A 20,335-nucleotide genomic window follows, 5' to 3' on the forward strand; every position below is an offset into this window, starting at 1 on the left:
TGCTGCAGATCGTGACAGTTCCATGACCGCGATGGATTCCCCTTGCGTTTTCGACCCTGACGAGGATCGGCTGCGCGAGGAGTGTGGCGTCTTCGGCATTTTCGGTCATCCCGAAGCGGCGACGATCACGGCGCTCGGCCTGCACGCGTTGCAGCACCGCGGCCAGGAAGCTGCGGGCATCGTGGCCTTCGACGGCAAACGCTTTCATTCCGAACGCCGGCTCGGCCTCGTCGGCGATCATTTCGCAACAGCCTCGACCATTCAACGCCTGCCCGGTCACATCGCGATCGGCCACGTGCGCTATTCGACGACGGGCGAGACGATCTTGCGCAACGTACAGCCGCTGTTTGCCGAGCTCGACGCCGGCGGCTTTGCCGTCGCCCATAACGGCAATCTGACCAACGGCTTGACCCAGCGCCGCAACCTGATCCGTGAAGGCGCGATCTATCAGTCGACCTCCGATACCGAGGTCGTGCTGCAGCTCGTCGCGCGCAGCCGCAAGACCCGGTTTGTAGAACGGTTCATCGAGGCGGTCCGGCAATTGGAAGGCGCCTATGCCCTCGTCTGCCTCACCAACAAGAAGCTCGTGGGTGCTCGCGACCCGCTCGGCATCCGTCCGCTGGTGATCGGCGAACTGAACGGCCATTACATCCTCGCCTCCGAGACCTGTGCGCTCGACATTATCGGCGCGCGGTTCGTGCGCGATGTCGAGAACGGCGAGATCGTGATCATCTCGGAGAGCGGCCTGGAAAGCTTGAAGCCCTTCCCGCCGCAGCCGATGCGTCCCTGTATTTTCGAATATGTCTATTTCGCGCGGCCCGATTCGGTCGTCCATGGGCGGCCCGTCTATACGGTGCGCAAGAACATGGGTGCGCAATTGGCGCGTGAAGCCCCAGTCGAGGCGGATGTGATCGTGCCGGTGCCCGATTCCGGCGTGCCGGCAGCGATCGGCTATGCGCAAGAATCCGGCATTCCGTTCGAACTCGGCATCATCCGCAACCATTATGTCGGCCGCACCTTCATCGAGCCGACCCAGTCGATCCGCGAGCTCGGCGTGCGTATGAAACACAGCGCCAATCGCGCGGTCGTGCAGGGCAAGCGGATCGTGCTGATCGACGATTCCATCGTGCGCGGCACGACATCGGTGAAAATCGTGCGCATGATGCGCGACGCCGGCGCGCGCGAGGTGCATTTCCGTATTTCATCGCCGCCCATCACCCATCCCGATTATTATGGCATCGACACGCCCAATCGCGAAAAACTGCTCGCCGCCACGATGAATCTGGAAGAGATGCGCCGCTATGTCGGCGCCGATTCCCTCGCCTTCCTCACGGTCGACGGCATTTACCGCGCGATGGGCTACGACGGCCGCAACAATGCGCAGCCGCAATTCACCGACCATTGCTTTACCGGCGACTATCCGACGCCGCTGACCGATCTGATCGGAGAAAGCGCGAAACAGGAATTGGGCTTGCTGGCGGAAGCCGGATGAAACAGATTTTCTCCTCTTCCCTCGGGAAGAGGACATTAGCCACCCCTGCCTGAGTTCTTCATGTCGCTCCCACAGCAAAATCGCGTCGCTCTCGTCACCGGCGCTTCCCGCGGTATTGGCCGCGCCCTGGCGCTGGCGCTCGCAGCGCAAGGCGCCCATGTCATCGCGCTCGCGCGCACACAAGGCGCATTGGAGGAGCTCGACGACGAGATCCGAAGGACCGGCGGCGAAGCTACCCTCGTGCCCTGCGATTTACGCGACTTCGACGCGCTCGACCGGCTCGGCGCGGCCATCCATGAGCGCTGGCACAGGCTCGACATCCTCATCGCCAATGCGGGCATTCTGGGGCCGATCACGCCGATAACCCATGCGACGCCGAAAAGCTTCGCGGACATTCTTGACGTCAACGTCACCGCCAATTGGCGCCTGATCCGCTCGCTCGACATGCTGTTGCGCGCCTCCAACGCGGGCCGCGCCATCTTCATATCCTCCGGCGTGGCACACCGGGCCATCGTCAAGCCTTTCTGGGGTCCCTACGCGATTTCGAAATCGGCGCTCGAAATGCTCGCCCGCACCTATGCGGCCGAGACGGCGACCGTTTCCAATTTGAAAGTGATGCTCGTCAACCCCGGCCCCTTGCGCACCGACATGCGCGCGCAGGCGATGCCGGGCGAAGACAAGTTGACTTTGAAATTGCCCGAAGAGATCGCCCCGAAAATCATGATGCTCTGCGCTCCCTCATGGAAAGAGACCGGCCAGCTCTATGACTTTCCGACCGACCGCGTGTTGAGCTTTAGAGGCCCCGAGTAGATTGCCGCTCGCCAGTAACGCTAGGGTTGACGTTCATGGATATCCAAAAGCTTATTGACGATGTGGCGCAGGCGCTGTCGCGATATCCGAATGACGGCAAAGTCGCCGACTACATTCCGCAATTGGCACGAGTCGATCCCGATCATTTCGGCATTGCCGTGGCCGATGTCGATGGCCGGCTTTTTACCACCGGCGACGCGGAGATTCCGTTCTCCATTCAAAGTGTATCCAAGGTTTTCACATTGACCCTCGCGCTGGGACGCGTGGGCGATCACTTATGGAAACGGGTCGGCCGCGAACCTTCGGGCTCGCCGTTCAATTCGATCGTGCAATTGGAGGCCGAGCACGGTATTCCGCGCAACCCCTTCATCAATGCGGGCGCAATCGTGATCGCCGATGTTTTGCTGTCCGGCCATCAACCCAAAGCCTGTATCGCTGAAATCCTGCATTTCCTGCGCGAATTGACGGGCGATTTCAGCATCGCGATCGACCCGGCAGTCGCACGCTCCGAACAGGAAACCGGCTTTCGCAACCGGGCCTTGGCCAATTACATGCAATCGTTCAAGAACATCACCCATCCGGTGGAACATACGCTGGGTGTTTATTTTCATCATTGCGCCATCGCCATGTCCTGCGTCCAACTGGCGCGAGCCGGATTGTATCTCGCCAATAATGGCGTCAACCCGACCACCGGCTTCCGGGTTGTGACGCGGGAGCGCGCGCGACGGATCAATGCGCTGATGATGACCTGCGGCCATTATGACGCCTCCGGCGATTTTGCCTTTCGTGTCGGATTGCCTGGAAAAAGCGGCGTCGGCGGCGGGATCTTGGCGATCGTGCCAGGTCAAGCGGCCATCGCTGTCTGGTCGCCGCGACTCAACAAGAACGGCAATTCGCTGTTCGGGTCGCTGGCCCTCGAAATGATCGCCGAGAAGACCGGCTGGTCAACCTTCGGCTGATCTTACCGCCCCCGATCGAAGGGGTTCTTGTTCATCCGCATCGAGAGCCGCAGCGGCACGCCGTAAAGATCGAAGGTCTGGCGCAAGCCATTTAGCAAGAACCGGCGGTAGCTCTCGGGCAATGAATCGAGCTGATTGCCGAAGATGACGAAATACGGCGGCCGCGCTTTCGGCTGGGTCATGTAGCGGATCTTGATACGGCGGCCCGAGACCGCAGGCGGCGGCGTTTGCTCGAGCACCTGCCCGAGCCAGCGATTGATGCGGCCGGTCGAGATCCGGCGGTTCCAGGTCTCGTGCACCTTGATCACCGCCTGCATCAGCCGCTCGATACCGTTGCCGGTAAGGCCGGAGACCGGCACCAGAGGCATGCCCTTGAGCTGCGGCAGCAGCCGGTCGGCCTCCTCGCGCAATTCGGCGAGCTTCGCACCCTTGTCCTCGATCAGATCCCACTTGTTGAGGCCGATCACCATCGCCCGGCCTTCGCGCTCGCACAGATCCGCGATCGTCAGATCCTGCTTTTCGAAGGGGATTGTCGCATCGAGCAACAGCACCACGACCTCGGCGAACTTGACCGCGCGCAGCGCGTCCGCCACCGCGAGCTTTTCGAGCTTTTCCTCGACTTTGGCCTTGCGCCGGATCCCCGCCGTATCAAACAGCTTCATCTCGCGGCCGTTCCAGACGTGCTCGACGCCAATCGAGTCGCGGGTGATGCCCGCCTCTGGCCCGGTGAGGAGACGGTCTTCGCCCAAAATCCGGTTCAGCAAGGTCGATTTACCGGCGTTGGGCCGGCCCACCACCGCAATGCGTAACGGCTTCGTGATGTCGAGTTCGGTTCCCTCGCCATCCTCGTCAACCTGCGCGACAACCTCTTCATCATCATCGGTGTCGTCAGTAATGGCGGTCGCTTCCGGCAAGGCTTCCAGAATCGCCTCATAAAGCGCGGTCATGCCCTCGCCATGCTCGGCGGAGAGCGGTACCGGCTCGCCAAGGCCAAGCTCGAAGGCCTCGTGATAGCCGGCCTCTCCGACTTTGCCCTCCGCCTTGTTGGCGATCAAAATCAGTGGCTTATCGGCGCGCCGCGCCAGGCCGGCAAAATATTTGTCCGTCGGCGTCAGGCCGACGCGGGCGTCGACGACGAAGAAAATCGCATCGGCATCGGCGATCGCCGCCTCGGTCTGGGCGCGCATGCGGGCAGGCAGCGTGCCTTGGTCCCCCTCCTCCAGCCCGGCCGTGTCGATGATCGTGAAGCGCAAATCCACTAATTTCGCATCGCCTTCGCGGCGGTCGCGCGTGACGCCGGGCTGGTCATCGACCAGGGCAAGCTTCTTGCCGACCAATCGGTTGAACAGGGTCGATTTGCCGACATTCGGCCGGCCGATGATTGCAATCGTGAAGGACATCTGGTCAGGGCGCCTTCGCCGGCTGATTGGCTTTGACGTAGCTCAACATCGCGTCCATGCGCTCGCGCTCAGCAGCCGAAGCCTCCGGATCCTGCGCCACGGCGTCGAACAATTTGCTGGCCAGATCGAAGTCATTGGCCTTCAGCGCTGCATAGCCATAGGCCTCCCGCGCGGTGTTGCGGAACGGCTGGCGATCGCCCGTGAGCGGCTGCAAGCGCCGCGCGATCTCGGCCATATCGCCCGCATCGACGACGAGCAGCGCAGCGCGCAGCCGAGCTGCCTCCTGCAGCACCGGATTGACGCTCGTATCCGCGGCAATCGCGTCATAGGCCTTCACAGCGGCTGCCGGATCGCTCTGGGCGGTCTCGTTCGCGACCTGCAGCCGCGCCAGCAGCTTATAGCCCTCCTGCGAGGAATCGGTCATGGCGGCGAAAGCCTTGGCGGCATCTTCGGCCTTGCCCTGCTGCGCCAGGGTCAGCGCCGCCTGATATTGGGCGCCGGCGGCCTGCTCGGACTTGATTTTGTTGCCCTGCCAGAACTTGTAACCGGCCGTCGCCACCACGATGGCGATCGCCAAGGCGATCACGAGATTCTGGTATTTTTCCCAGATTTTGAGGGCTTCGTCGCGGCGGACTTCTTCGTCAACTTCGCGGAAAATATCGGACATGGAACTCTCATAGGCGCAGAATTGCTCCCGCCGTAGCACGACATGGCGGCGAATGCGAGCTTTTGATCGCTCTGGCGAAGATTCGCGGCAGGGCCGGCCCCGAAAATCCCCGGTCTCGTAAAGCCCAGCCCATCCATGCGGCCATCACCTTTTGGAAAAACCGGCAAAGACGATATAAACGCAAAAGCCATCACCAGACGAGACGATCATGTTCGAGCACCTCAAAGACCAACCCGCCGACGCCCTTCTCTCCCTGATCAAGATGCATCGCGACGATCCGCGCGAGCATAAAATCGACCTTGGCGTCGGCGTCTATCGCGACGAAACCGGCGTGACCCCGGTCATGCGTTCGGTCAAGACCGCCGAGAAGATCCTGCTCGAAACGCAGACCAGCAAATCCTATCTAGGCCCCGAAGGCGACATGGAGTTCGTGCATCTGCTCGAACCGATCATTTTCGGCCGGGGCGATCATTACAACAGCCGCCTCACCGGCATTCAAACACCCGGCGGCACCGGCGCCCTGCGAGTCGGCATCGATTTGATCGTTGCGGCCCGGCCCAATGCCAAGATTTGGCTCGGCTTGCCGAGTTGGCCCAACCACGCACCGATTTTCACGGCGGCGGGCGCGGATGTCGGCAGGTACAATTATTTCGACATCAAGACGCAAACCCTGCGGTTCGACGACATGATGCAGATGCTCCAGCAGGCTGCTCCCGGCGATGCGGTATTGCTGAACGGCGCCTGCCACAACCCGACGGGCGCCGATTTGAGCTTCGAGCAATGGCAACAGGTGACCGAGCAATTGACGGCGCGCAAGCTGCTGCCGCTGATCGACTTTGCCTATCAGGGCCTCGGACTGGGGCTGGATGAGGATGCGCAAGGTCTGCGCTACGTGCTCGACCATGTCGAAGAGGCGATTGTCGCCTATTCCTGCGACAAGAATTTCGGCGTCTATCGCGACCGCGTCGGCGCGCTCTATGTGCTGACGCGCAATCCGGCCGAAGCGACGACCGCACAGTCCAACGCGATGGCGCTCGCCCGCGTCAACTGGTCCATGCCCCCGGATCACGGTGCCGCGGTCGTGCGCACTATCCTGAGTTCGGAGGAACTGACCAAGGATTGGCGCGCCGAGCTGACGCAAATGAACGAACGGATCAATGGCGTGCGCACCGCCCTTGCCGCAGCCGACCCGGACCTCGCCTTCATCGCATCGCAGCGCGGGCTGTTTTCGAACTTGTCGCTCGATACGGTCGCGATCACGTCGCTGCGCATCGAGCACGCGGTCTACATGGCGGGCAGCGGCCGCATCAATATCGCCGGTCTGCAGCATGCGGATATCCCGCGCCTGGCGGAGGCCTTGCGCACTGTCATGCCCGAGCGGCAACCTGCGGAATAAGACAAGCCGATGGTCTGGCGCCGTCTCCTTGAGGGCGGCGGCGCCGGTTCCTGCGCTTGAAAAATTTACCGGAATTCTTTTCCATTGCGTGCCGCTTATGCCGTCTATTCAGTCATAGGTCTCAGATGCCCCACTTTATAGCGAGTGCACTCTCAGGTGCTTTGGGTGGGTTTGTCGCCGCGGCCGCTATGGCCCGCTTTCGTCTTTTACCAAGCAGCAAGCCGGATCCCCGCCAAAAGGCCGCGCCGCCCCCCACTCCTCCTCAGCCTGCTCCCCAACCGAAGAGTGAACCGGTTCAAGCTGTGCCCGATGCTATCGCGGCACTGCTGCCCATACTGAATAAGCAGCTTGCGCCACTCGAAGACCAAATTCATCACCCCTCGCAATTGCTGGATATGCCGGAATTTCAAGCGGTGGTTGCGGCGTTCCGGCGGCCTGACGCAACGTTTGATCTGCTGTGCCAACACGCGCTGGGTCCTAACTGGATGTTTGCCTGTGCGGCCTTCATCGTTTTGAGCGATCATAGCGGTCGCCAGTCAATTGCGGCGCGGGTGTTGCAGCACATCGAGGTCACGCGCCCTTTCACGCTGCCCTATGCATTGCGCTATCTCACTTCACTTGAACATCGCCCAGCCGTTGGCGCATCGATTATCGGCGCACCCCCATGGTGGCAAAACAACGTCGTCATTCCAGGCTTCGTTCAGGACTATTTTGCACGCAGCGCTGCGCTTGGCGATACTGCGAGTTTCGGTGACGCTCTCGGGCGCCGGCCCGATTTCACCGCCGAACCACTCACCGGATTGCTGCAGAAAGTCCAGCATCCGTTCGCAACACAACTTCTCGATCAATTGCGTGCTTGGAAAGACACGCGTATCGATAGTCAATATTTGAGCACTGTCGGCGCTCTCTGGGAACCCGATGGCGTAGACTCGCTGATCGTTGTTCCGCCCGCGTGGGACGAGCTACTCAAGACGGCGGAGATCGCGATTCATCAATCGCGTCCGCGCTCAATTCTCGTGACCGGCGATCCGGGCACAGGTAAAACCGCGCTGCTCAAACTGCTTGCGGCACAATTGTCCGCATCCGGCTGGACAGTCTTTTCGGCAAGTGCCAATGAATTGATGGCTGATCAAATGTATATCGGCCAACTTGAGGGGCGCATCCGCAAGCTCGTCGATGCGCTTCACAGCCGCCGAAAACTCGTATGGTATGTGAACGATCTTGGCCAACTGGCCGATAGCGGGACACATCAGGGTCAGTCTGCGAGCATCCTCGATCAAATTCTGCCAGATATTATAGCTGGCCACCTCATCGTCGTTGGGGAGGCAGGCCAGAAAGCGGCGACGCGACTGTTCCATGCTCGCCCCTCGCTCCGCTCGATCATGGAAGTGCTCTCGCTGCAGCCCATGAGTGAGGACGAAACACGGTCCCTGGCCGGTGACGTCGGGCAGCGGATCTCCAAATACACGGGCGTCGCGGTTTCCGAAGGGGCCATCCAAGCCACGATGGAACTCGTCCAGCATTTTCTGGGCTCGCGCCAATTGCCAGGTGCCGTGATGGAATTGCTGAAGCGTTCGGCAGCCAGCGTTGTCAGTTCGGGCGAAACCGAGCTCACCGCCGCAAGCGTGATTGCTACACTCTCGCAAATCTCGGGCCTGCCTCGAGTTATCCTCGACACGTCACAGAAAGTCGAACTCAGCCGAATCCGCGACTTTTTCCTGCAACGCGTGATCGGCCAAGACGAGGCGGTGAACGCCGTCGTAGACAGAATTGCGATGCTAAAGGCGGGACTGACCGACCCTGCCAGACCTATCGGCGTGTTTCTCTTTGCGGGTCCCACCGGCACCGGCAAGACCGAGCTCGCCAAGACCACAGCCGAGTTTCTCTTCGGCTCTTCTGATCGCATGACGCGCCTCGATATGAGCGAATTTCAAACGGCAGAGGCGACCAGCAAGATTCTCGGTCAGCGTGGCGACTACATGTCAGACTCGTTGATCGATCGGACTCGTCGGCAACCATTCTCGGTGATCTTGCTCGACGAATTCGAAAAGGCGCACTCCAATTGCTGGGATCTGTTTCTTCAGATTTTCGATGACGGCCGTTTAACCGATGCGAATGGGCGCGAGGCTGATTTTCGCCATTGCCTGATTATTCTTACATCCAATCTCGGTGCCACGGCACATCATGGCGGCGGGTTTGGTTTTCGCCCGGCCGCCAGTACTTACGCCGGCGAGCAGGTGCATCGCACGATCGCGCAGACGTTCCGACCGGAGTTCGTCAACCGCCTCGATAAGATTATCGTGTTTCAACCCCTATCGCGCGATTTGATGCGTAGCATCTTGCGCAAAGAACTCGCGCTTGTGCAGGAACGACGCGGGTTGCGCACCCGCGCCTGGGCCGTCGAGTGGGAAGCCTCAGCCATCGAATTTCTGCTCGACCGCGGTTTTTCCCCAGAAATGGGCGCGCGACCACTTAAGCGCGCGATCGATCAACTCCTTCTTGCTCCCCTTGCGGCAACACTTGTTGAGCATCGCTTTCCGCAGGGCGATCAGTTCTTGTTCGTGCGCTCCGACGGCACCAAGATCGAAGTCGAATTCGTCGATCCCGCGGCCGGAGCCGTAAAGGAGCCGGAAGTCGAACTTGCGGTCGAGAACGACTTGTCATTGCCCGCGATCGTCCTGCGACAATCCGGCTCGGGCAGCGAGCGCGCAACGCTTACGAATACTTGGCGTGAGATTCAGGATCGTTTTGCAAGCGATGCGTGGCGCGAGGCCGCCGACCAACTGCAGCAAGCGCTGACCGATCCTGATATTTGGCAGCGCCCGGATCGCCACCGCATTTTCGAGAGTTACGAGACGATTGACCGCCTTGGCGAGGCCGCGCGCACCGCCGCTCGCCTGTTCGAACGCTATCAAGCAACCAGTCGACAGTCCGCGCGGGCAGCTCGGGAGTTGGCGGCTCGCTTTGCCCTGCAACTGTACAATTTGCGGCAGGGCCTCGATGACGTGGAACAAAGTGCGCCTATTGATGTCCTGCTGCGCGTTGAGCCAACACTCGATTCTGGCGGCGACGCAGCGAACACCGTGGCCTGGTGTCAAAAAGTGACCGATATGTACCGGCAGTGGGCACGCAAACGCCGGATGCAGATTAAGGAAATTGCACAGCGCAACGGCAAGGCGATGCCAATTCTGCACATTACCGGCTTTGGCGCCTATCGCGCACTGGAGACCGAGGCGGGTCTGCATGTGCTGGATGACCCGACACAAGAGAACGGTCGCCGGACGGTTGCCCATGTTGCCGTTGCACCTGGCCCCAAGGATCCGGTGGCGGAAAGCGATTTGTTTGATGCCAGCGTACGGCTCTTGGCAATTGCGCCAAGCACAACAACAATTGTCCGCCGCTATCGCGAAGGCGGTTCGCCCATCGTGCGCGATAGTATCAAAGGTTGGCGCACAGGCCGATTGGACATGGTGCTCGGCGGCGATTTCGACCTGATCGGTGCACGTAGCGAAACGAGTTGAAGCGTTCCACGCGAATGTCGGCCTCTCACCCCGCCATCCGCCGTAAAATCTCGGCTGTCGCACCGTCGGCCGGGAAGAAGGCTTCGAGGGCCAGTTCCGACAAGGTGATGTCGCGCGGCGTGCCGAAGATTGTCGTCGTCGAGATGAAGGACAAAAGCCCCGCCTCCGTCGCAAGGACCAGCGGCACGCAAACTTCGCCTTGATCGGCCGTCTGAGCCATATGAATCGCGTTGAGCTGATTGGTTGCGGGATAGGCGCTGAGCTCCTGCAGCAGCCGCGTCAAAACCGCATCGTTGGTCACCGCAATCTGCCGGCGCAACCGCTCCAGAAGATGGCCGCGCCACTCGGCAAGATTGCCGATGCGCGGTGACAGGCCTTCGGGATGCAGGCTAAGGCGCAGCACATTGACCGGCTCGTCGAGCAGCGCACGATTGCCGACCTGCGCCAGCAGAGGCGCCACCGCCGCGTTGGCGGCAAGCAATGTCCAATGCCGGTCGACCGCCAAGGCCGGATAGGGCTCGTGGCCTTTCAAGACGAGGTCGATCGCAGCTCGCGCGCCCGCCATGGCCGGATCCTGCAGCGCCCGCTCGGCATAGACCGGCGCATATCCGGCCGCGAGCAGCAGGGCATTGCGATCGCGCAGCGGCACATCGAGCCGTTCCGCGAGATGCAGCACCATCTCGCGGCTCGGAATAGCACGCCCGCTTTCGAGAAAGCTCAAGTGGCGCTGGGAGATCTCCGCCTCAAGCGCGAATTCCAACTGGCTCATGCGCCGACGGAGGCGCCAATTGCGCAGATGGGTGCCTGCCGCCGCATGTGCCACGTTCTTCATCCTATGCTCCTTAGGGCATTCATGCGCCGGCGGGGACCTTGTCGAGGAAGCCCGTGACCGACTTGAGCCTGCCGTTTTCGATCACCGCGAAATCGGTGCCTTTGATCATATCCGCCTCGTGCTGCGGACCAAGCGTCCAGGAAAAGCGCACATGATCGCCATAGCCGTCGACCCGCCCGTCGAGTGCGAAGCGAAAGCCCGGAAAGCGCGCATGCACGGCGCCGATCAACTCGCCGATCTGCTCGTGGCCCTCCACCGCCGCCATCGGATCGATATAGCTTGCGCCCTCGGCCCAGCCGGCCTGCAGCAGCACCTTGCGGCGGTCCGCATCGGTTTCGTTCCAAACGGCGATATAGCGGTCGGCGATCTGCGTTACGTCTGTCATAATGGTCTCCATATCTCGGGCTTCCGTTTGTGCCCGGTGAAGCCAAAATGCAGAGAGGCAGGCGTCGCCTCAATTACGTGGCAGGTAATATAAACGCTCCGCTATTGCCTAAAAAAATTGGCGCTCTTTACCCGATAGCGGCAGCATAATCCTCGGGCTTGAACCCGATCAGCAGACGGCCGTCTTCCAACGCCAGCACCGGCCGCTTGATCAGCGACAAATGGTCCAGCATCAAGCTGACTGCTTTCTCGGCGTCGAGCCCCTGCTTCTGCCCGTCGGGCAAACCACGAAATGTCGTTCCGGCCCGATTGAGCACACGCTCCCAGCCAAAATGCGCCACCCACGTCTCAAGCTCCACGCGCTCCAGCCCTCGCGTCTTGTAGTCGTGAAACGTATAGGCGACCTTGCGCTGATCCAGCCAGGTGCGCGCCTTCTTCATCGTGTCGCAATTCTTGATTCCATAGATCCTCACGGGCATCGGTCTCGGGTCGCCTTCTCTTGCTCGTTGCTTCTTCTAAACCGATTCAGCCGACAGCCAAAACGGCGCCAAAGCGCATGGCAACAATCCTTACGCCCGCAGCGGCCACCGGCCGATCAGCTCGTATCGCGACAGGCCGCGCAGACTGTGCACGAGAACAAAATCCCGCACCGTGAAGGAGATCGGTTCGATCGCCTCGGCGGCGACCGGAGCGTCGCCATAGAGCAGCGTGATATGCGGCACGACATGCCCCGACGCACGCAACCCCGTCCCAACCATTGCGGTGCCCAAACGCGCTTGAAACGATGCGAGCGAGGCGCTTTCGGCAGGCAAAATCAGCGGATATTGAAGCCGTCTCAGGCCGCGGCGCGGGATCCCGCCGAAACTCTTGATCACGTTGAGCGTGACCTCGAACGGTCGCTGCGAAACGGCTGCGGCGGCCAGGCCGGCGGCATAAATCGGTTTGCTTCGCAGTCGTGGAAGATCGGCAACATGATGCAGCGAAATGTGAAGGCGTTCAGGCTCATGCAGCCGTCCCGCGAGGCCTTTCGCCGTCACAAATCGATGCCCTGCCCGATTGACCTGGTGCGCCGTCACCGCGTCGAGCAATATCGCAAAGAACAACCGCTCGGCGTTTTTTGGCCGCTCTGAAAAAGTTTCGCCAAAATCGAAGCTCTGCTGCGCTGCCACCTGCATTGTCCTATTTCCCAGTACCTGGAGAATAGAACATATAGAGAACATGCGCAAGAATGAAGAGGGTTGCCGTCATGTCGGACGGCCGAGGTCATTGACCCTCGGCGACAATCGTATCGATCCGGTGCACCACCGTCTTCCAGCCGTTACCCATATTCTTGAATGCCGTTTCGTTCTGCGGCAGCACGAAGCCAGAGTGAACGAGGCGCACTCGTGTCCCGCCAGACACTTTCTCCAGCGTGAACGTGACGACCGTATCGAGTTTCGAGCCATAGCCCACATTGCTCTCGTGTCCGCTTTTCCAGGCATAAGTGAACCGCTCGTACGGCACCACTGCCAGCACTTCACAGTGAATGGCACCATCCCAGGCGCCGGCTGCCGTCGTCTGGAAGGTGAACCGGGTCCCCTCCACGGGCGCGAAGCCGGTGGGCGGCATCAGCCAGCGGGCAATGAGCGCGCCGTCCGTTAACACCTTCCAGATCGCTTCGGGCGTGTGCGGAAAGACCTCCTCCACCACGATACTCTGTGTTTCGAGCTTCAAAGCTGCATCATTCATGGATCAATCTCCTGCAAAAGGTCGCGTAGATCGGCGAAGCGATCTCGCCAGAAGGCGCTGTAATGGCTCATCCAATCGAAAAGCGGCGCAAGGCCCTGCGGCTCGGCGCGGTAATAGACGTTGCGACCCTCCGGCCGCTCGGCGACGAGGCCGGCCTGTTTGAGCTGCTTGAGATGTTGCGAGATCGCGCCCTGGGTCACGCCGCTCCCACGTGTCAATTCAAGCACGGTCAGCTCACGGGATTTGGCAATGCGCTCGAAAACGGCCCGCCGCGTCGGATCGGCAAGTGCGCGCATGACATGGGTAACGGGAGCGATTTCGATCATGCCAAAAAATTAGCAAAAGCTAATGAATTAGTCAATTCTAATTGATTATGTTGCCGGAAGCGCGCGCCTCATTCGGGGCTGTAGCTTTTGAGCGAGTCTCGAAGTGCGGCGATCCCGTTTAGAAGCTGCTCGGCTTTGTCGGCGTCCAAACCTGACGCCGTGAGGATACAACTGGGAATGCGCTGTGCTTTTGCGCGCAGTGCCCGTCCCTTATCGGTTAAACCCACGCGGACTTGGCGCTCGTCCACCGGATCGCGACGGCGGTTAACGTATCCCAGCGCTTCGAGCCGCTTGAGCAGCGGCGTGAGCGTGTTCGATTCGAGGAAGAGCTTTTCGCCTAGATCGCCGACCGTCTGATCGTCCCGCTCCCAAAGCAGGACCATGACCAAATATTGCGGATAGGTGATCTCGAGTTCGTCCAGCAGCGGCTTGTAGACGCGGTTGAACGCGTGACTGGCCGAATACACGGCAAAACATAGGAACTCCTCCAACTTCAAGGCGGGTCCATCCGATCCGTTCCGCGCGTCGCTGCTCATTCTTCACCTCATCTCCCGACAACAATATAAATCTTGCACGATATAATCGCAAGCGCTTGACAGGTCGGCCCGAAGCGATCTATATAGATCGCATACGATTTAATCGTGCATGATATATCAATTCGGAGGGCACATGAGACCCACCAGTGACACCAACAACGGGAGTTCGATCTCCCGGCGCGCGGCTCTCGCCGCCGGTGCCGCCACGCTCGCGGTGCCGTTGTTTTCCCTAGGGAACGCTGCCGCCCAAACCATCTCGCCGCATGTCGCCAACAACCAAGGAGCCAAGACGATGTCTTTCATCACGACCAAAGACGGAACCAAGATCGCATATAAGGATTGGGGCAAAGGGCAGCCGATCCTCTTCTCCCATGGCTGGCCGCTCGCCGGCGACGCCTGGGACGCACAGATGCTGTTCTTCGGCCAGAACGGCTACCGCGTCATCGCTCACGACCGCCGCGGCCACGGCAAGTCGGATCAGCCATGGAATGGCAATAATATGGACCAGTACGCTGATGACCTTGCCGAACTGATCGAAAAGCTCGACTTGCACAATGTCGTCCTGATCGGCCATTCGACCGGCGGTGGCGAAGTGGCACATTATATTGGCCGCCACGGCTCCAGGCGCGTCGCCAAAGTCGTGCTCGTCGGCGCCGTCCCGCCGCTGATGCTGAAAACCGCGGCCAACCCGGAAGGCACGCCGCTTGAAGTATTCGATGGCATTCGCAAGGGCACGGCAACCAATCGCTCGCAATTCTTCAAGGACCTGACGATCCCGTTCTATGGGTTCAATCGGCCGAACGCGAAGGTCAATGACGGTTTGCGCGAGTCGTTCTGGCTGATGGGCATGCAGGGCGGCATCAAGGGCGAATACGACTGCATCCACGAGTTCTCGGAGGTCGATTACACGGACGATCTCAAGAAGATCGACAAGCCGACGCTCGTCATCCATGGCAGCGACGACCAGATCGTGCCGATTGCCGCCTCCGCCGAGAAGACCGCGAGGATCGTCAAGGGTGCGCAGTTGAAGGTCTACCAGGGCGGCAGCCACGGCCTCGCCCAAGTCGATCCAGACACGTTCAACGCCGACGTGCTCGCTTTCGTCCGCTCGTAAGCGGACCGCCGGACCGGCCAGCGCCGGTCCGGCCCCAACACCGGTAAATTGCGGCCTTGACAAGAGCGGTCACAGCCATGCGCCAGACTCGCCGAACACGCGATTTTGCTGATGTTCCCTTAGCCGATGTTCCTAAAGCCCTACCTGGCGTAAGCTTGGGCGATCTGGCCGACAAGCTTGGCCCAAGGCATATCCATGGCGGCGTAGACGGCTGCGGCCTCGGCACGCCCATTGTCCTTGAGGATCTCCACCATCAGCGTCGCGTAGTCTGAAAGGATCACCCCTGCCTGCTGCATGCGCAGAAGACCGACTTGCCGTTTGGTCTCGCTGAACGTGCCGGAGGCATCGACGGCCACATAGGCGTCCAGCCCCTTGCCTATCGCCGTCATGGCCGGAAAGGCCGCGCAGACTTCGAGCGAGATGCTGGCGAAGATCAGTTTCGTGCGGCCGGTCGCGAGAATCGCCTGCGCGACCGTGGGATCGTCGAAGGCGTTCACCGAAGAACGATCGATGATCGGCATGTCGGGCAACGCCTCGACGAGTTCCGGAAACGTCGGCCCCCACATGCTGTCGCGCGCGGTCGTCGTGACGATGATCGGCAAATGCAGGGCCTTGGCCGCTTTGGCCAGCGCAACCACATTGTGTTTCAACTCGCCGGTCGAATAGTCGCGCACGCCGGTCATGAGACCAACCTGGTGATCGACGAGGACCAGCGCAGCATTTTCGGATGTCAGCGGCGTGTAGGGGCGGATCGCGTCGGGCATGACTTTCTCCTCCAAAAGTGAAGATCGATTGCGGCCCATCGCGCGTATCGGCCGCAGCATGGTGAGAAAGGTAGCCGCTGGACAGAAGGCCGAAAAGTCGCCATGTTTCGAACTCAGCGTCCAATACAGTGGACGATAACGCCATGCTGGACTTGAACGATTTTTTCTATTTCGTGCAGGTGGTGGATCGCGCCGGCTTCACCGCAGCGGGGCGCATGCTGCGCATGCCGAAGTCGACGTTGAGCCATCGCATCCAGAAGCTGGAGGCCGAACTCGGGGTCAGGTTGCTCAATCGTAGCTCGCGGCGCTTCGCGATGACCGATGCGGGGCAGGAATTCTATCGCCATGCCGTGGCGATGCTGCAGGACGCGGAACTCGCAGAAAGCGCTATTCGCCACCGGCTCTCTGAACCGATCGGTACAATCCGCTGCACCGCGGCGATGGCCACAATGCAATTCGCGCTCAGCGATATCCTGGCGGACTTTCTGAAGCGCTATCCGAAGGTCAATGTCGTCGCCCATGCCGTCGACCGCAATGTCGATATCGTCGGCGAGAATTACGACGTCACGATCCGGGCCCATTCGGACCCACTTCCCGACTCGACCCTGGTGCAGCGGGTGCTGGCGCCGGCGCCGTGGCTCCTGTTCGCAGGCGCCGCCTATCTCGATGCGACAAAAGCGCCGCAAACCCCTGAAGACCTCAAGAACCACTCCTCGATGTTCATGATGCGCGCGGGGGTTGCTCCCGTTTGGCGGCTTCGCCCTGCGCGCGCGGCGGAAGAAGAGCGCGTCGTGCCGCTCTCGCCAAGGCTTATGTGCGACGACATGATCACCCTGAAACAGGCAGCCATCGCCGGCCTCGGCATCGTCGCCCTGCCCGGCTATGTATGCCGCGACGACGTGCGGTCCGGCGCCTTGCGCCAAGTGCTGCCAGCCTGGCTCGCCGGCGATTCCACGCTCACGGCGCTCATCCCGTACCGCCAAGGCCTCCTACCCTCGGTGCGCGTTTTCATTGATTACCTATCGGCGGAGTTGCCTAAGAGGGTGTTGTTGTAGGTCGTTCGGATTTGGACGGTGCTTGGTCGAGACTTGGCGCCCAAGCGGCCCTTCACTAGACTTTATCGAACACGATCGATGATGCGAGGTTGCCGTCATTAAACCCACTTTTTTAGAGATAGCCCTTCGTGCCGGCGTCGGAACGGCGACGGTCGAGCGCGTGCTGAACGGGCGGGGTGGCGTGCGGCCGGAAACCGTCGAGAAGGTGCTGGCCGCGGCCAGGGGCCTTGACTATCCGCGGCGCTTACCCGAAGCGCATCACGGCATTCTGCGGATCGAACTGATCCTGGTGCGGCCGGAAACGACTTTCTTCGCGCGCCTGTCCAGTTCTTTCGCGTGCATTGCGGCGACACTCGACCGCACGGTGGCGGTCCATCGAACTTTCCTCGACGAGAATGATCCTGCAGCCATCGCCCGCCGGATTGCCGAGCCGGGCATGCGCCGCGCCGGACTGATCCTCGCCGTCCCGGATCATCCGCTCATCCAGGCCGCACTTAAGACCATCGAGGCGCAAAAGATCCCGGTGATTCAGATCGTGACGCGGATCGAGAATACGCAGGCGGATTATGTCGGCATAGACAATTACGCGGCCGGCCGGATGGCCGGGCTCCTTCTCTCCCTGATGCAACACCGCAGCGGCAAAGTCGCAGCCATCTGCCACAGCGGCATCTATCAGGTCCATCGCGATCGCGTGCGCGGCTTTTCGGACTACCTCGCCGAACATTCCCGCGGCGATCTCACCTTCATGCAGGTTCTATTCGGTCACGATGAAGGGTATCGCAGTGGCGATCTTCTTCGCGAAGCACTCGAGCTTTGGCCCGATCTTGCCGGCCTCTACAATGCCGGCGGCGCGAATTCGTCGCTTTGTTCCGTTCTGCAGCACCATCCTCGCGGCCGGGAGGTCTTTTTCGTCGGGCATGAATTGACCGACCGGAGCGCCGTCGCCCTGCGCGACGGTGCCATGGATGTTATTCTCGACCAGGCTCCCGAGGCCCAGGCCAGGCGGGCCATGGACCTGATGCTCTCGCGCCTCGGTCTCGTCCAGACGAAGATCGAGAACCCGCCCATTCGCTTTGTTACCTTCACCGCCGAGAACGTTTGATCTGATTTGATCAAGGACGCAACGGCACTCGCTCCGTCGCCATGCTACCCAATGTACGTGATCGGGGGAGGAACGCGTGACCAGCCGGCTGACCGTTTATGACCTGCAAAGCCAGAAGGGCCGTCGCAAATGGCTGCAATTGCATGTCGATACGCCGGCAGAAGCGGCTGCCGCGGTGGCGTCCGGCATCAATATCCTGTCCTGCGAACCCGACCATCATCTGGAAGGGATCCGCGAGGCCGCACCGCGCGCCTTTCTGTCGGTCGGCATGCCGCATGGCGCCGTAGCCACGCCGGATGAAGCGGTGCGGCTCGGATTTCAGATGCTGCGCCGCGGCGCAGATGCGGTCTATTGCTCGCATTCGCCGCGCTTCATCGAGGCGATGGCCGCCGAAGGCATTCCGGTCACTGGCCATGTCGGGCTGGTGCCGAACCGGGCGACCTGGACAAATTTCCGGGCGATCGGCAAGACGGCCGAGGAGGCGGTCAGGGTGCTGCGTGCCGTCAAGGATCTGGAGAATGCCGGCGCCGCCTGCATAGAGGTCGAGGTAGTCCCAGTCCGACTCGCCGACCATATCACGTGCGCGACCCATATGATCACCATGGGCATGGGCTGCGGCACGGCCTGCGACACGCAATATCTTTTTTCCTCCGACGTGCTCGGCACCCATGTCGGGCACTATCCGAGGCACTCGAAGCGCTATGCGGATTTCGTGACTCTGGAAGCGCAACTGCAGTCCAAACGTCTCGAGGCGTTTCGGGCTTTCGCGGAAGAGGTCGACCACGGCATCTACCCCGATGCGAGCCATCAAGTGGACTTCGATGACGCGACCTTCGACCGATTCTTAACCCTCGCGAAACGCGTGTGAGGCCGCCATGGACGATCTGAAATACGGCAAGCGCAACAAACGGGGCGACTGGGCTCCGAACCTAAAGATCGAAATCGCGCCCATCTGGGCGCTGCCGCCGAAGCTCGGCGCAGTTCTGAAATGGCTGCCGCATTATTTTCTGCCCTGGAACCTGTTCTTTGCCGCGTTCACGCTCGTCTACTGGTACGTCGTCGTGCCAGAGGTCGACGTGCTGCGCACGCTGAGCTGGTGGGTGCTTCGGCTCTTCGTCGTCAACGCGATTGCCTTACTGCTGTTCTTCGGCGCGTTCGAAATCCGGCTCTACATTTTGCGCGCACAGGGAAGTCGGTTCAAATACAATAGCAAGTGGCCAGGCGAGCAGCGCAACGCGGCGTTCTGGTTCCAGAACCAGAATATCGACAACTTGATTCGGACGTTCGGCACCGGCCTGCCGATCTGGACCGCGGTCGAAGCGGGAACGCTGTGGGCTTATGCCAACGGTTATGCGCCTTGGCTACGCTTCGCCGAGCACCCTTGGTATCTCGCCGCACTTGCCTTGGTGGTCCCCGTCATTCACGAAGCGCATTTCTTCGCGATTCATCGGCTGATTCACACGCCACGGCTCTACAAATGGGTTCATTCCGTCCATCACAATTCGGTGAATCCGTCGCCCTGGTCATCTCTGTCAATGCACCCGGTCGAACACCTGCTCTATTTCGGCGTTGCGCTCTGGCACCTCGTGTTCCCTTCGAATCCTATTCTCGCGCTGTATCAACTCCATTATGCGGGTTTCGGCGCCGTCGTCGGCCATATCGGCTTCGACAAGATCGAATTTGGCGGAGAAGCGGCCTTGGACAGCCACGCCTATACTCACTACCTGCACCACAAATATTTCGAAGTGAACTACGGCGACGGCCTCGTTCCCTTCGATAAGCTCTTCGGGACGTGGCACGATGGAACTGCTGAAGGCGATGCGCACATGCAGGCCCGCTATGAACGCCGCAAGGCCCGCGCTAACTAATCCGCAAATTCTGAGGGACGTCCCATGAGCAATTGGATCGCTGCGTGCAAACTCGACGATATCGAACCGGAAGGCGTCATTCGCTTCGACCATGACGGCCGAACCTACGCCGTCTATCGCTCTCCCGATGACGAAGTGTTCTGCACGGACGGACTATGCACCCATGAATCGGTTCATCTCGCGGATGGTTTGGTGATGGATTACGAGATCGAATGTCCAAAACACGCGGGCGCGTTCGACTATCGGACCGGCGAAGCCAAGCGGCTGCCGCCGTGCGTCAATCTCAAGACGTATCCTGCGAAAGTCGAATCCGACGCAGTTCTTATCGCCGTGGGTTGATGCGGGGGTGCTTGGATGAGCAGCGCCCCCAGCTTCTTTCCT

Annotated in this window: 21 protein-coding genes; 11 read left to right on the forward strand and 10 right to left on the reverse strand. The window is 60.7% G+C overall.

Going from position 1 to position 20,335, the window contains the following annotated elements; translation table 11 throughout:
- Positions 1–22: 22 nt before the first annotated feature.
- Genes purF through V9T28_RS10775 form a run of 3 tightly spaced genes read left to right on the forward strand, consistent with a single transcriptional unit; the run spans position 23 to position 3,261 of the window.
- Positions 23–1,492, forward strand: coding sequence for an amidophosphoribosyltransferase (gene purF / locus V9T28_RS10765; protein ID WP_245423984.1), 1,470 nt, complete (start codon positions 23–25; stop codon positions 1,490–1,492).
- A 60-nt stretch (positions 1,493–1,552) separates the two neighbouring features.
- On the forward strand, positions 1,553–2,302 hold the full coding sequence (locus tag V9T28_RS10770; protein ID WP_116398964.1) for an SDR family NAD(P)-dependent oxidoreductase: 750 nt from the start codon (positions 1,553–1,555) through the stop codon (positions 2,300–2,302).
- Between the two features lie 35 nt (positions 2,303–2,337).
- Positions 2,338–3,261, forward strand: coding sequence for a glutaminase (locus V9T28_RS10775; protein ID WP_116398965.1), 924 nt, complete (start codon positions 2,338–2,340; stop codon positions 3,259–3,261).
- A 2-nt stretch (positions 3,262–3,263) separates the two neighbouring features.
- On the opposite strand, the gene der is transcribed toward V9T28_RS10775, so the two are convergent.
- Together der and V9T28_RS10785 are read right to left on the reverse strand one after the other, a co-directional pair.
- Entirely contained in the window at positions 3,264–4,661 is a 1,398-nt protein-coding gene (gene der, locus V9T28_RS10780) for a ribosome biogenesis GTPase Der (protein WP_116398966.1), read from the reverse strand.
- 4 nt (positions 4,662–4,665) lie between these two features.
- Positions 4,666–5,328, reverse strand: a complete 663-nt coding sequence (locus V9T28_RS10785) for a tetratricopeptide repeat protein (protein WP_116398967.1) — start codon at positions 5,326–5,328, stop codon at positions 4,666–4,668.
- A 208-nt stretch (positions 5,329–5,536) separates the two neighbouring features.
- Here V9T28_RS10785 and V9T28_RS10790 point away from each other — a divergent pair, with 208 nt between their 5' ends.
- Positions 5,537–6,724, forward strand: coding sequence for an amino acid aminotransferase (locus tag V9T28_RS10790; protein WP_116398968.1), 1,188 nt, complete (start codon positions 5,537–5,539; stop codon positions 6,722–6,724).
- Positions 6,725–7,026: 302 nt separating this feature from the next.
- Complete coding sequence (locus V9T28_RS10795; protein WP_158554690.1) at positions 7,027–10,245, forward strand: AAA family ATPase; 3,219 nt, start codon at positions 7,027–7,029, stop codon at positions 10,243–10,245.
- 25 nt (positions 10,246–10,270) lie between these two features.
- Here V9T28_RS10795 and V9T28_RS10800 read toward each other — a convergent pair whose 3' ends face one another.
- The 7 genes from V9T28_RS10800 to V9T28_RS10830 all read right to left on the reverse strand — a co-directional run bounded on the left by V9T28_RS10800 (position 10,271) and on the right by V9T28_RS10830 (position 14,051).
- A complete protein-coding gene (locus V9T28_RS10800) occupies positions 10,271–11,077 on the reverse strand; it encodes a helix-turn-helix domain-containing protein (RefSeq protein WP_116398970.1) in 807 nt (268 codons plus the stop codon).
- A 19-nt stretch (positions 11,078–11,096) separates the two neighbouring features.
- Positions 11,097–11,462 (reverse strand): nuclear transport factor 2 family protein, encoded by a 366-nt coding sequence (locus V9T28_RS10805; protein WP_199499945.1) that lies wholly within the window; start codon positions 11,460–11,462, stop codon positions 11,097–11,099.
- A 127-nt stretch (positions 11,463–11,589) separates the two neighbouring features.
- Complete coding sequence (locus V9T28_RS10810) at positions 11,590–11,940, reverse strand: ArsC family reductase (RefSeq protein WP_116398972.1); 351 nt, start codon at positions 11,938–11,940, stop codon at positions 11,590–11,592.
- Between the two features lie 90 nt (positions 11,941–12,030).
- Positions 12,031–12,636: a 2'-5' RNA ligase family protein gene (locus V9T28_RS10815; RefSeq protein ID WP_158554691.1), complete on the reverse strand. Its 606-nt coding sequence runs from the start codon at positions 12,634–12,636 to the stop codon at positions 12,031–12,033.
- Between the two features lie 88 nt (positions 12,637–12,724).
- The gene (locus V9T28_RS10820; protein WP_116398974.1) at positions 12,725–13,189 is read right to left on the reverse strand and encodes an SRPBCC family protein; all 465 of its coding nucleotides are present in this window, start codon (positions 13,187–13,189) and stop codon (positions 12,725–12,727) included.
- A complete protein-coding gene (locus tag V9T28_RS10825; protein WP_116398975.1) occupies positions 13,186–13,515 on the reverse strand; it encodes an ArsR/SmtB family transcription factor in 330 nt (109 codons plus the stop codon). Before V9T28_RS10825 ends, V9T28_RS10820 begins: the two co-directional genes overlap by 4 nt.
- 68 nt (positions 13,516–13,583) lie before the next feature.
- A complete protein-coding gene (locus tag V9T28_RS10830; RefSeq protein ID WP_116398976.1) occupies positions 13,584–14,051 on the reverse strand; it encodes a MarR family winged helix-turn-helix transcriptional regulator in 468 nt (155 codons plus the stop codon).
- 292 nt (positions 14,052–14,343) lie between these two features.
- On the opposite strand from V9T28_RS10830, the gene V9T28_RS10835 reads away from it, so the two are divergent.
- On the forward strand, positions 14,344–15,165 hold the full coding sequence (locus V9T28_RS10835; protein WP_116399811.1) for an alpha/beta fold hydrolase: 822 nt from the start codon (positions 14,344–14,346) through the stop codon (positions 15,163–15,165).
- A 140-nt stretch (positions 15,166–15,305) separates the two neighbouring features.
- Here the strand turns inward: V9T28_RS10835 and V9T28_RS10840 are convergent, their stop codons facing one another.
- Entirely contained in the window at positions 15,306–15,929 is a 624-nt protein-coding gene (locus V9T28_RS10840) for an isochorismatase family protein (RefSeq protein ID WP_116398977.1), read from the reverse strand.
- A gap of 143 nt (positions 15,930–16,072) precedes the next feature.
- Between V9T28_RS10840 and V9T28_RS10845 the strand changes: the two genes are divergently transcribed.
- The 5 genes from V9T28_RS10845 (at position 16,073) to V9T28_RS10865 (ending at position 20,293) form a co-directional block, all read left to right on the forward strand.
- Positions 16,073–16,984, forward strand: coding sequence for a LysR substrate-binding domain-containing protein (locus V9T28_RS10845; RefSeq protein WP_116399812.1), 912 nt, complete (start codon positions 16,073–16,075; stop codon positions 16,982–16,984).
- Positions 16,985–17,081: 97 nt separating this feature from the next.
- On the forward strand, positions 17,082–18,086 hold the full coding sequence (locus V9T28_RS10850) for a LacI family DNA-binding transcriptional regulator (protein WP_116398978.1): 1,005 nt from the start codon (positions 17,082–17,084) through the stop codon (positions 18,084–18,086).
- 76 nt (positions 18,087–18,162) lie between these two features.
- On the forward strand, positions 18,163–18,954 hold the full coding sequence (locus V9T28_RS10855) for a 3-methyl-2-oxobutanoate hydroxymethyltransferase (protein WP_116398979.1): 792 nt from the start codon (positions 18,163–18,165) through the stop codon (positions 18,952–18,954).
- A gap of 7 nt (positions 18,955–18,961) precedes the next feature.
- On the forward strand, positions 18,962–19,954 hold the full coding sequence (locus V9T28_RS10860) for a sterol desaturase family protein (RefSeq protein WP_116398980.1): 993 nt from the start codon (positions 18,962–18,964) through the stop codon (positions 19,952–19,954).
- 24 nt (positions 19,955–19,978) lie between these two features.
- A complete protein-coding gene (locus V9T28_RS10865) occupies positions 19,979–20,293 on the forward strand; it encodes a MocE family 2Fe-2S type ferredoxin (RefSeq protein ID WP_116398981.1) in 315 nt (104 codons plus the stop codon).
- Positions 20,294–20,335: the final 42 nt, after the last annotated feature.

It is taken from the genome of Methylovirgula sp. 4M-Z18, assembly GCF_037890675.1.
Classification (GTDB): domain Bacteria; phylum Pseudomonadota; class Alphaproteobacteria; order Rhizobiales; family Beijerinckiaceae; genus 4M-Z18.

Excerpts from the sequence above, each read along its gene's own strand:
- V9T28_RS10835 (WP_116399811.1), top strand. The coding sequence starts at position 14,344 with ATGTCTTTCATCACGACCAAAGACGGAACCAAGATCGCATATAAGGAT.
- V9T28_RS10840 (WP_116398977.1), bottom strand. The coding sequence starts at position 15,929 with ATGCCCGACGCGATCCGCCCCTACACGCCGCTGACATCCGAAAATGCT.
- der (WP_116398966.1), bottom strand. The coding sequence starts at position 4,661 with ATGTCCTTCACGATTGCAATCATCGGCCGGCCGAATGTCGGCAAATCG.
- V9T28_RS10775 (WP_116398965.1), top strand. The coding sequence starts at position 2,338 with ATGGATATCCAAAAGCTTATTGACGATGTGGCGCAGGCGCTGTCGCGA.
- V9T28_RS10845 (WP_116399812.1), top strand. The coding sequence starts at position 16,073 with ATGCTGGACTTGAACGATTTTTTCTATTTCGTGCAGGTGGTGGATCGC.
- V9T28_RS10810 (WP_116398972.1), bottom strand. The coding sequence starts at position 11,940 with ATGCCCGTGAGGATCTATGGAATCAAGAATTGCGACACGATGAAGAAG.
- V9T28_RS10785 (WP_116398967.1), bottom strand. The coding sequence starts at position 5,328 with ATGTCCGATATTTTCCGCGAAGTTGACGAAGAAGTCCGCCGCGACGAA.
- V9T28_RS10770 (WP_116398964.1), top strand. The coding sequence starts at position 1,553 with ATGTCGCTCCCACAGCAAAATCGCGTCGCTCTCGTCACCGGCGCTTCC.
- V9T28_RS10865 (WP_116398981.1), top strand. The coding sequence starts at position 19,979 with ATGAGCAATTGGATCGCTGCGTGCAAACTCGACGATATCGAACCGGAA.
- V9T28_RS10830 (WP_116398976.1), bottom strand. The coding sequence starts at position 14,051 with ATGAGCAGCGACGCGCGGAACGGATCGGATGGACCCGCCTTGAAGTTG.
- V9T28_RS10790 (WP_116398968.1), top strand. The coding sequence starts at position 5,537 with ATGTTCGAGCACCTCAAAGACCAACCCGCCGACGCCCTTCTCTCCCTG.
- V9T28_RS10805 (WP_199499945.1), bottom strand. The coding sequence starts at position 11,462 with ATGACAGACGTAACGCAGATCGCCGACCGCTATATCGCCGTTTGGAAC.
- purF (WP_245423984.1), top strand. The coding sequence starts at position 23 with ATGACCGCGATGGATTCCCCTTGCGTTTTCGACCCTGACGAGGATCGG.
- V9T28_RS10815 (WP_158554691.1), bottom strand. The coding sequence starts at position 12,636 with ATGCAGGTGGCAGCGCAGCAGAGCTTCGATTTTGGCGAAACTTTTTCA.
- V9T28_RS10800 (WP_116398970.1), bottom strand. The coding sequence starts at position 11,077 with ATGAAGAACGTGGCACATGCGGCGGCAGGCACCCATCTGCGCAATTGG.
- V9T28_RS10820 (WP_116398974.1), bottom strand. The coding sequence starts at position 13,189 with ATGAATGATGCAGCTTTGAAGCTCGAAACACAGAGTATCGTGGTGGAG.
- V9T28_RS10860 (WP_116398980.1), top strand. The coding sequence starts at position 18,962 with ATGGACGATCTGAAATACGGCAAGCGCAACAAACGGGGCGACTGGGCT.
- V9T28_RS10825 (WP_116398975.1), bottom strand. The coding sequence starts at position 13,515 with ATGATCGAAATCGCTCCCGTTACCCATGTCATGCGCGCACTTGCCGAT.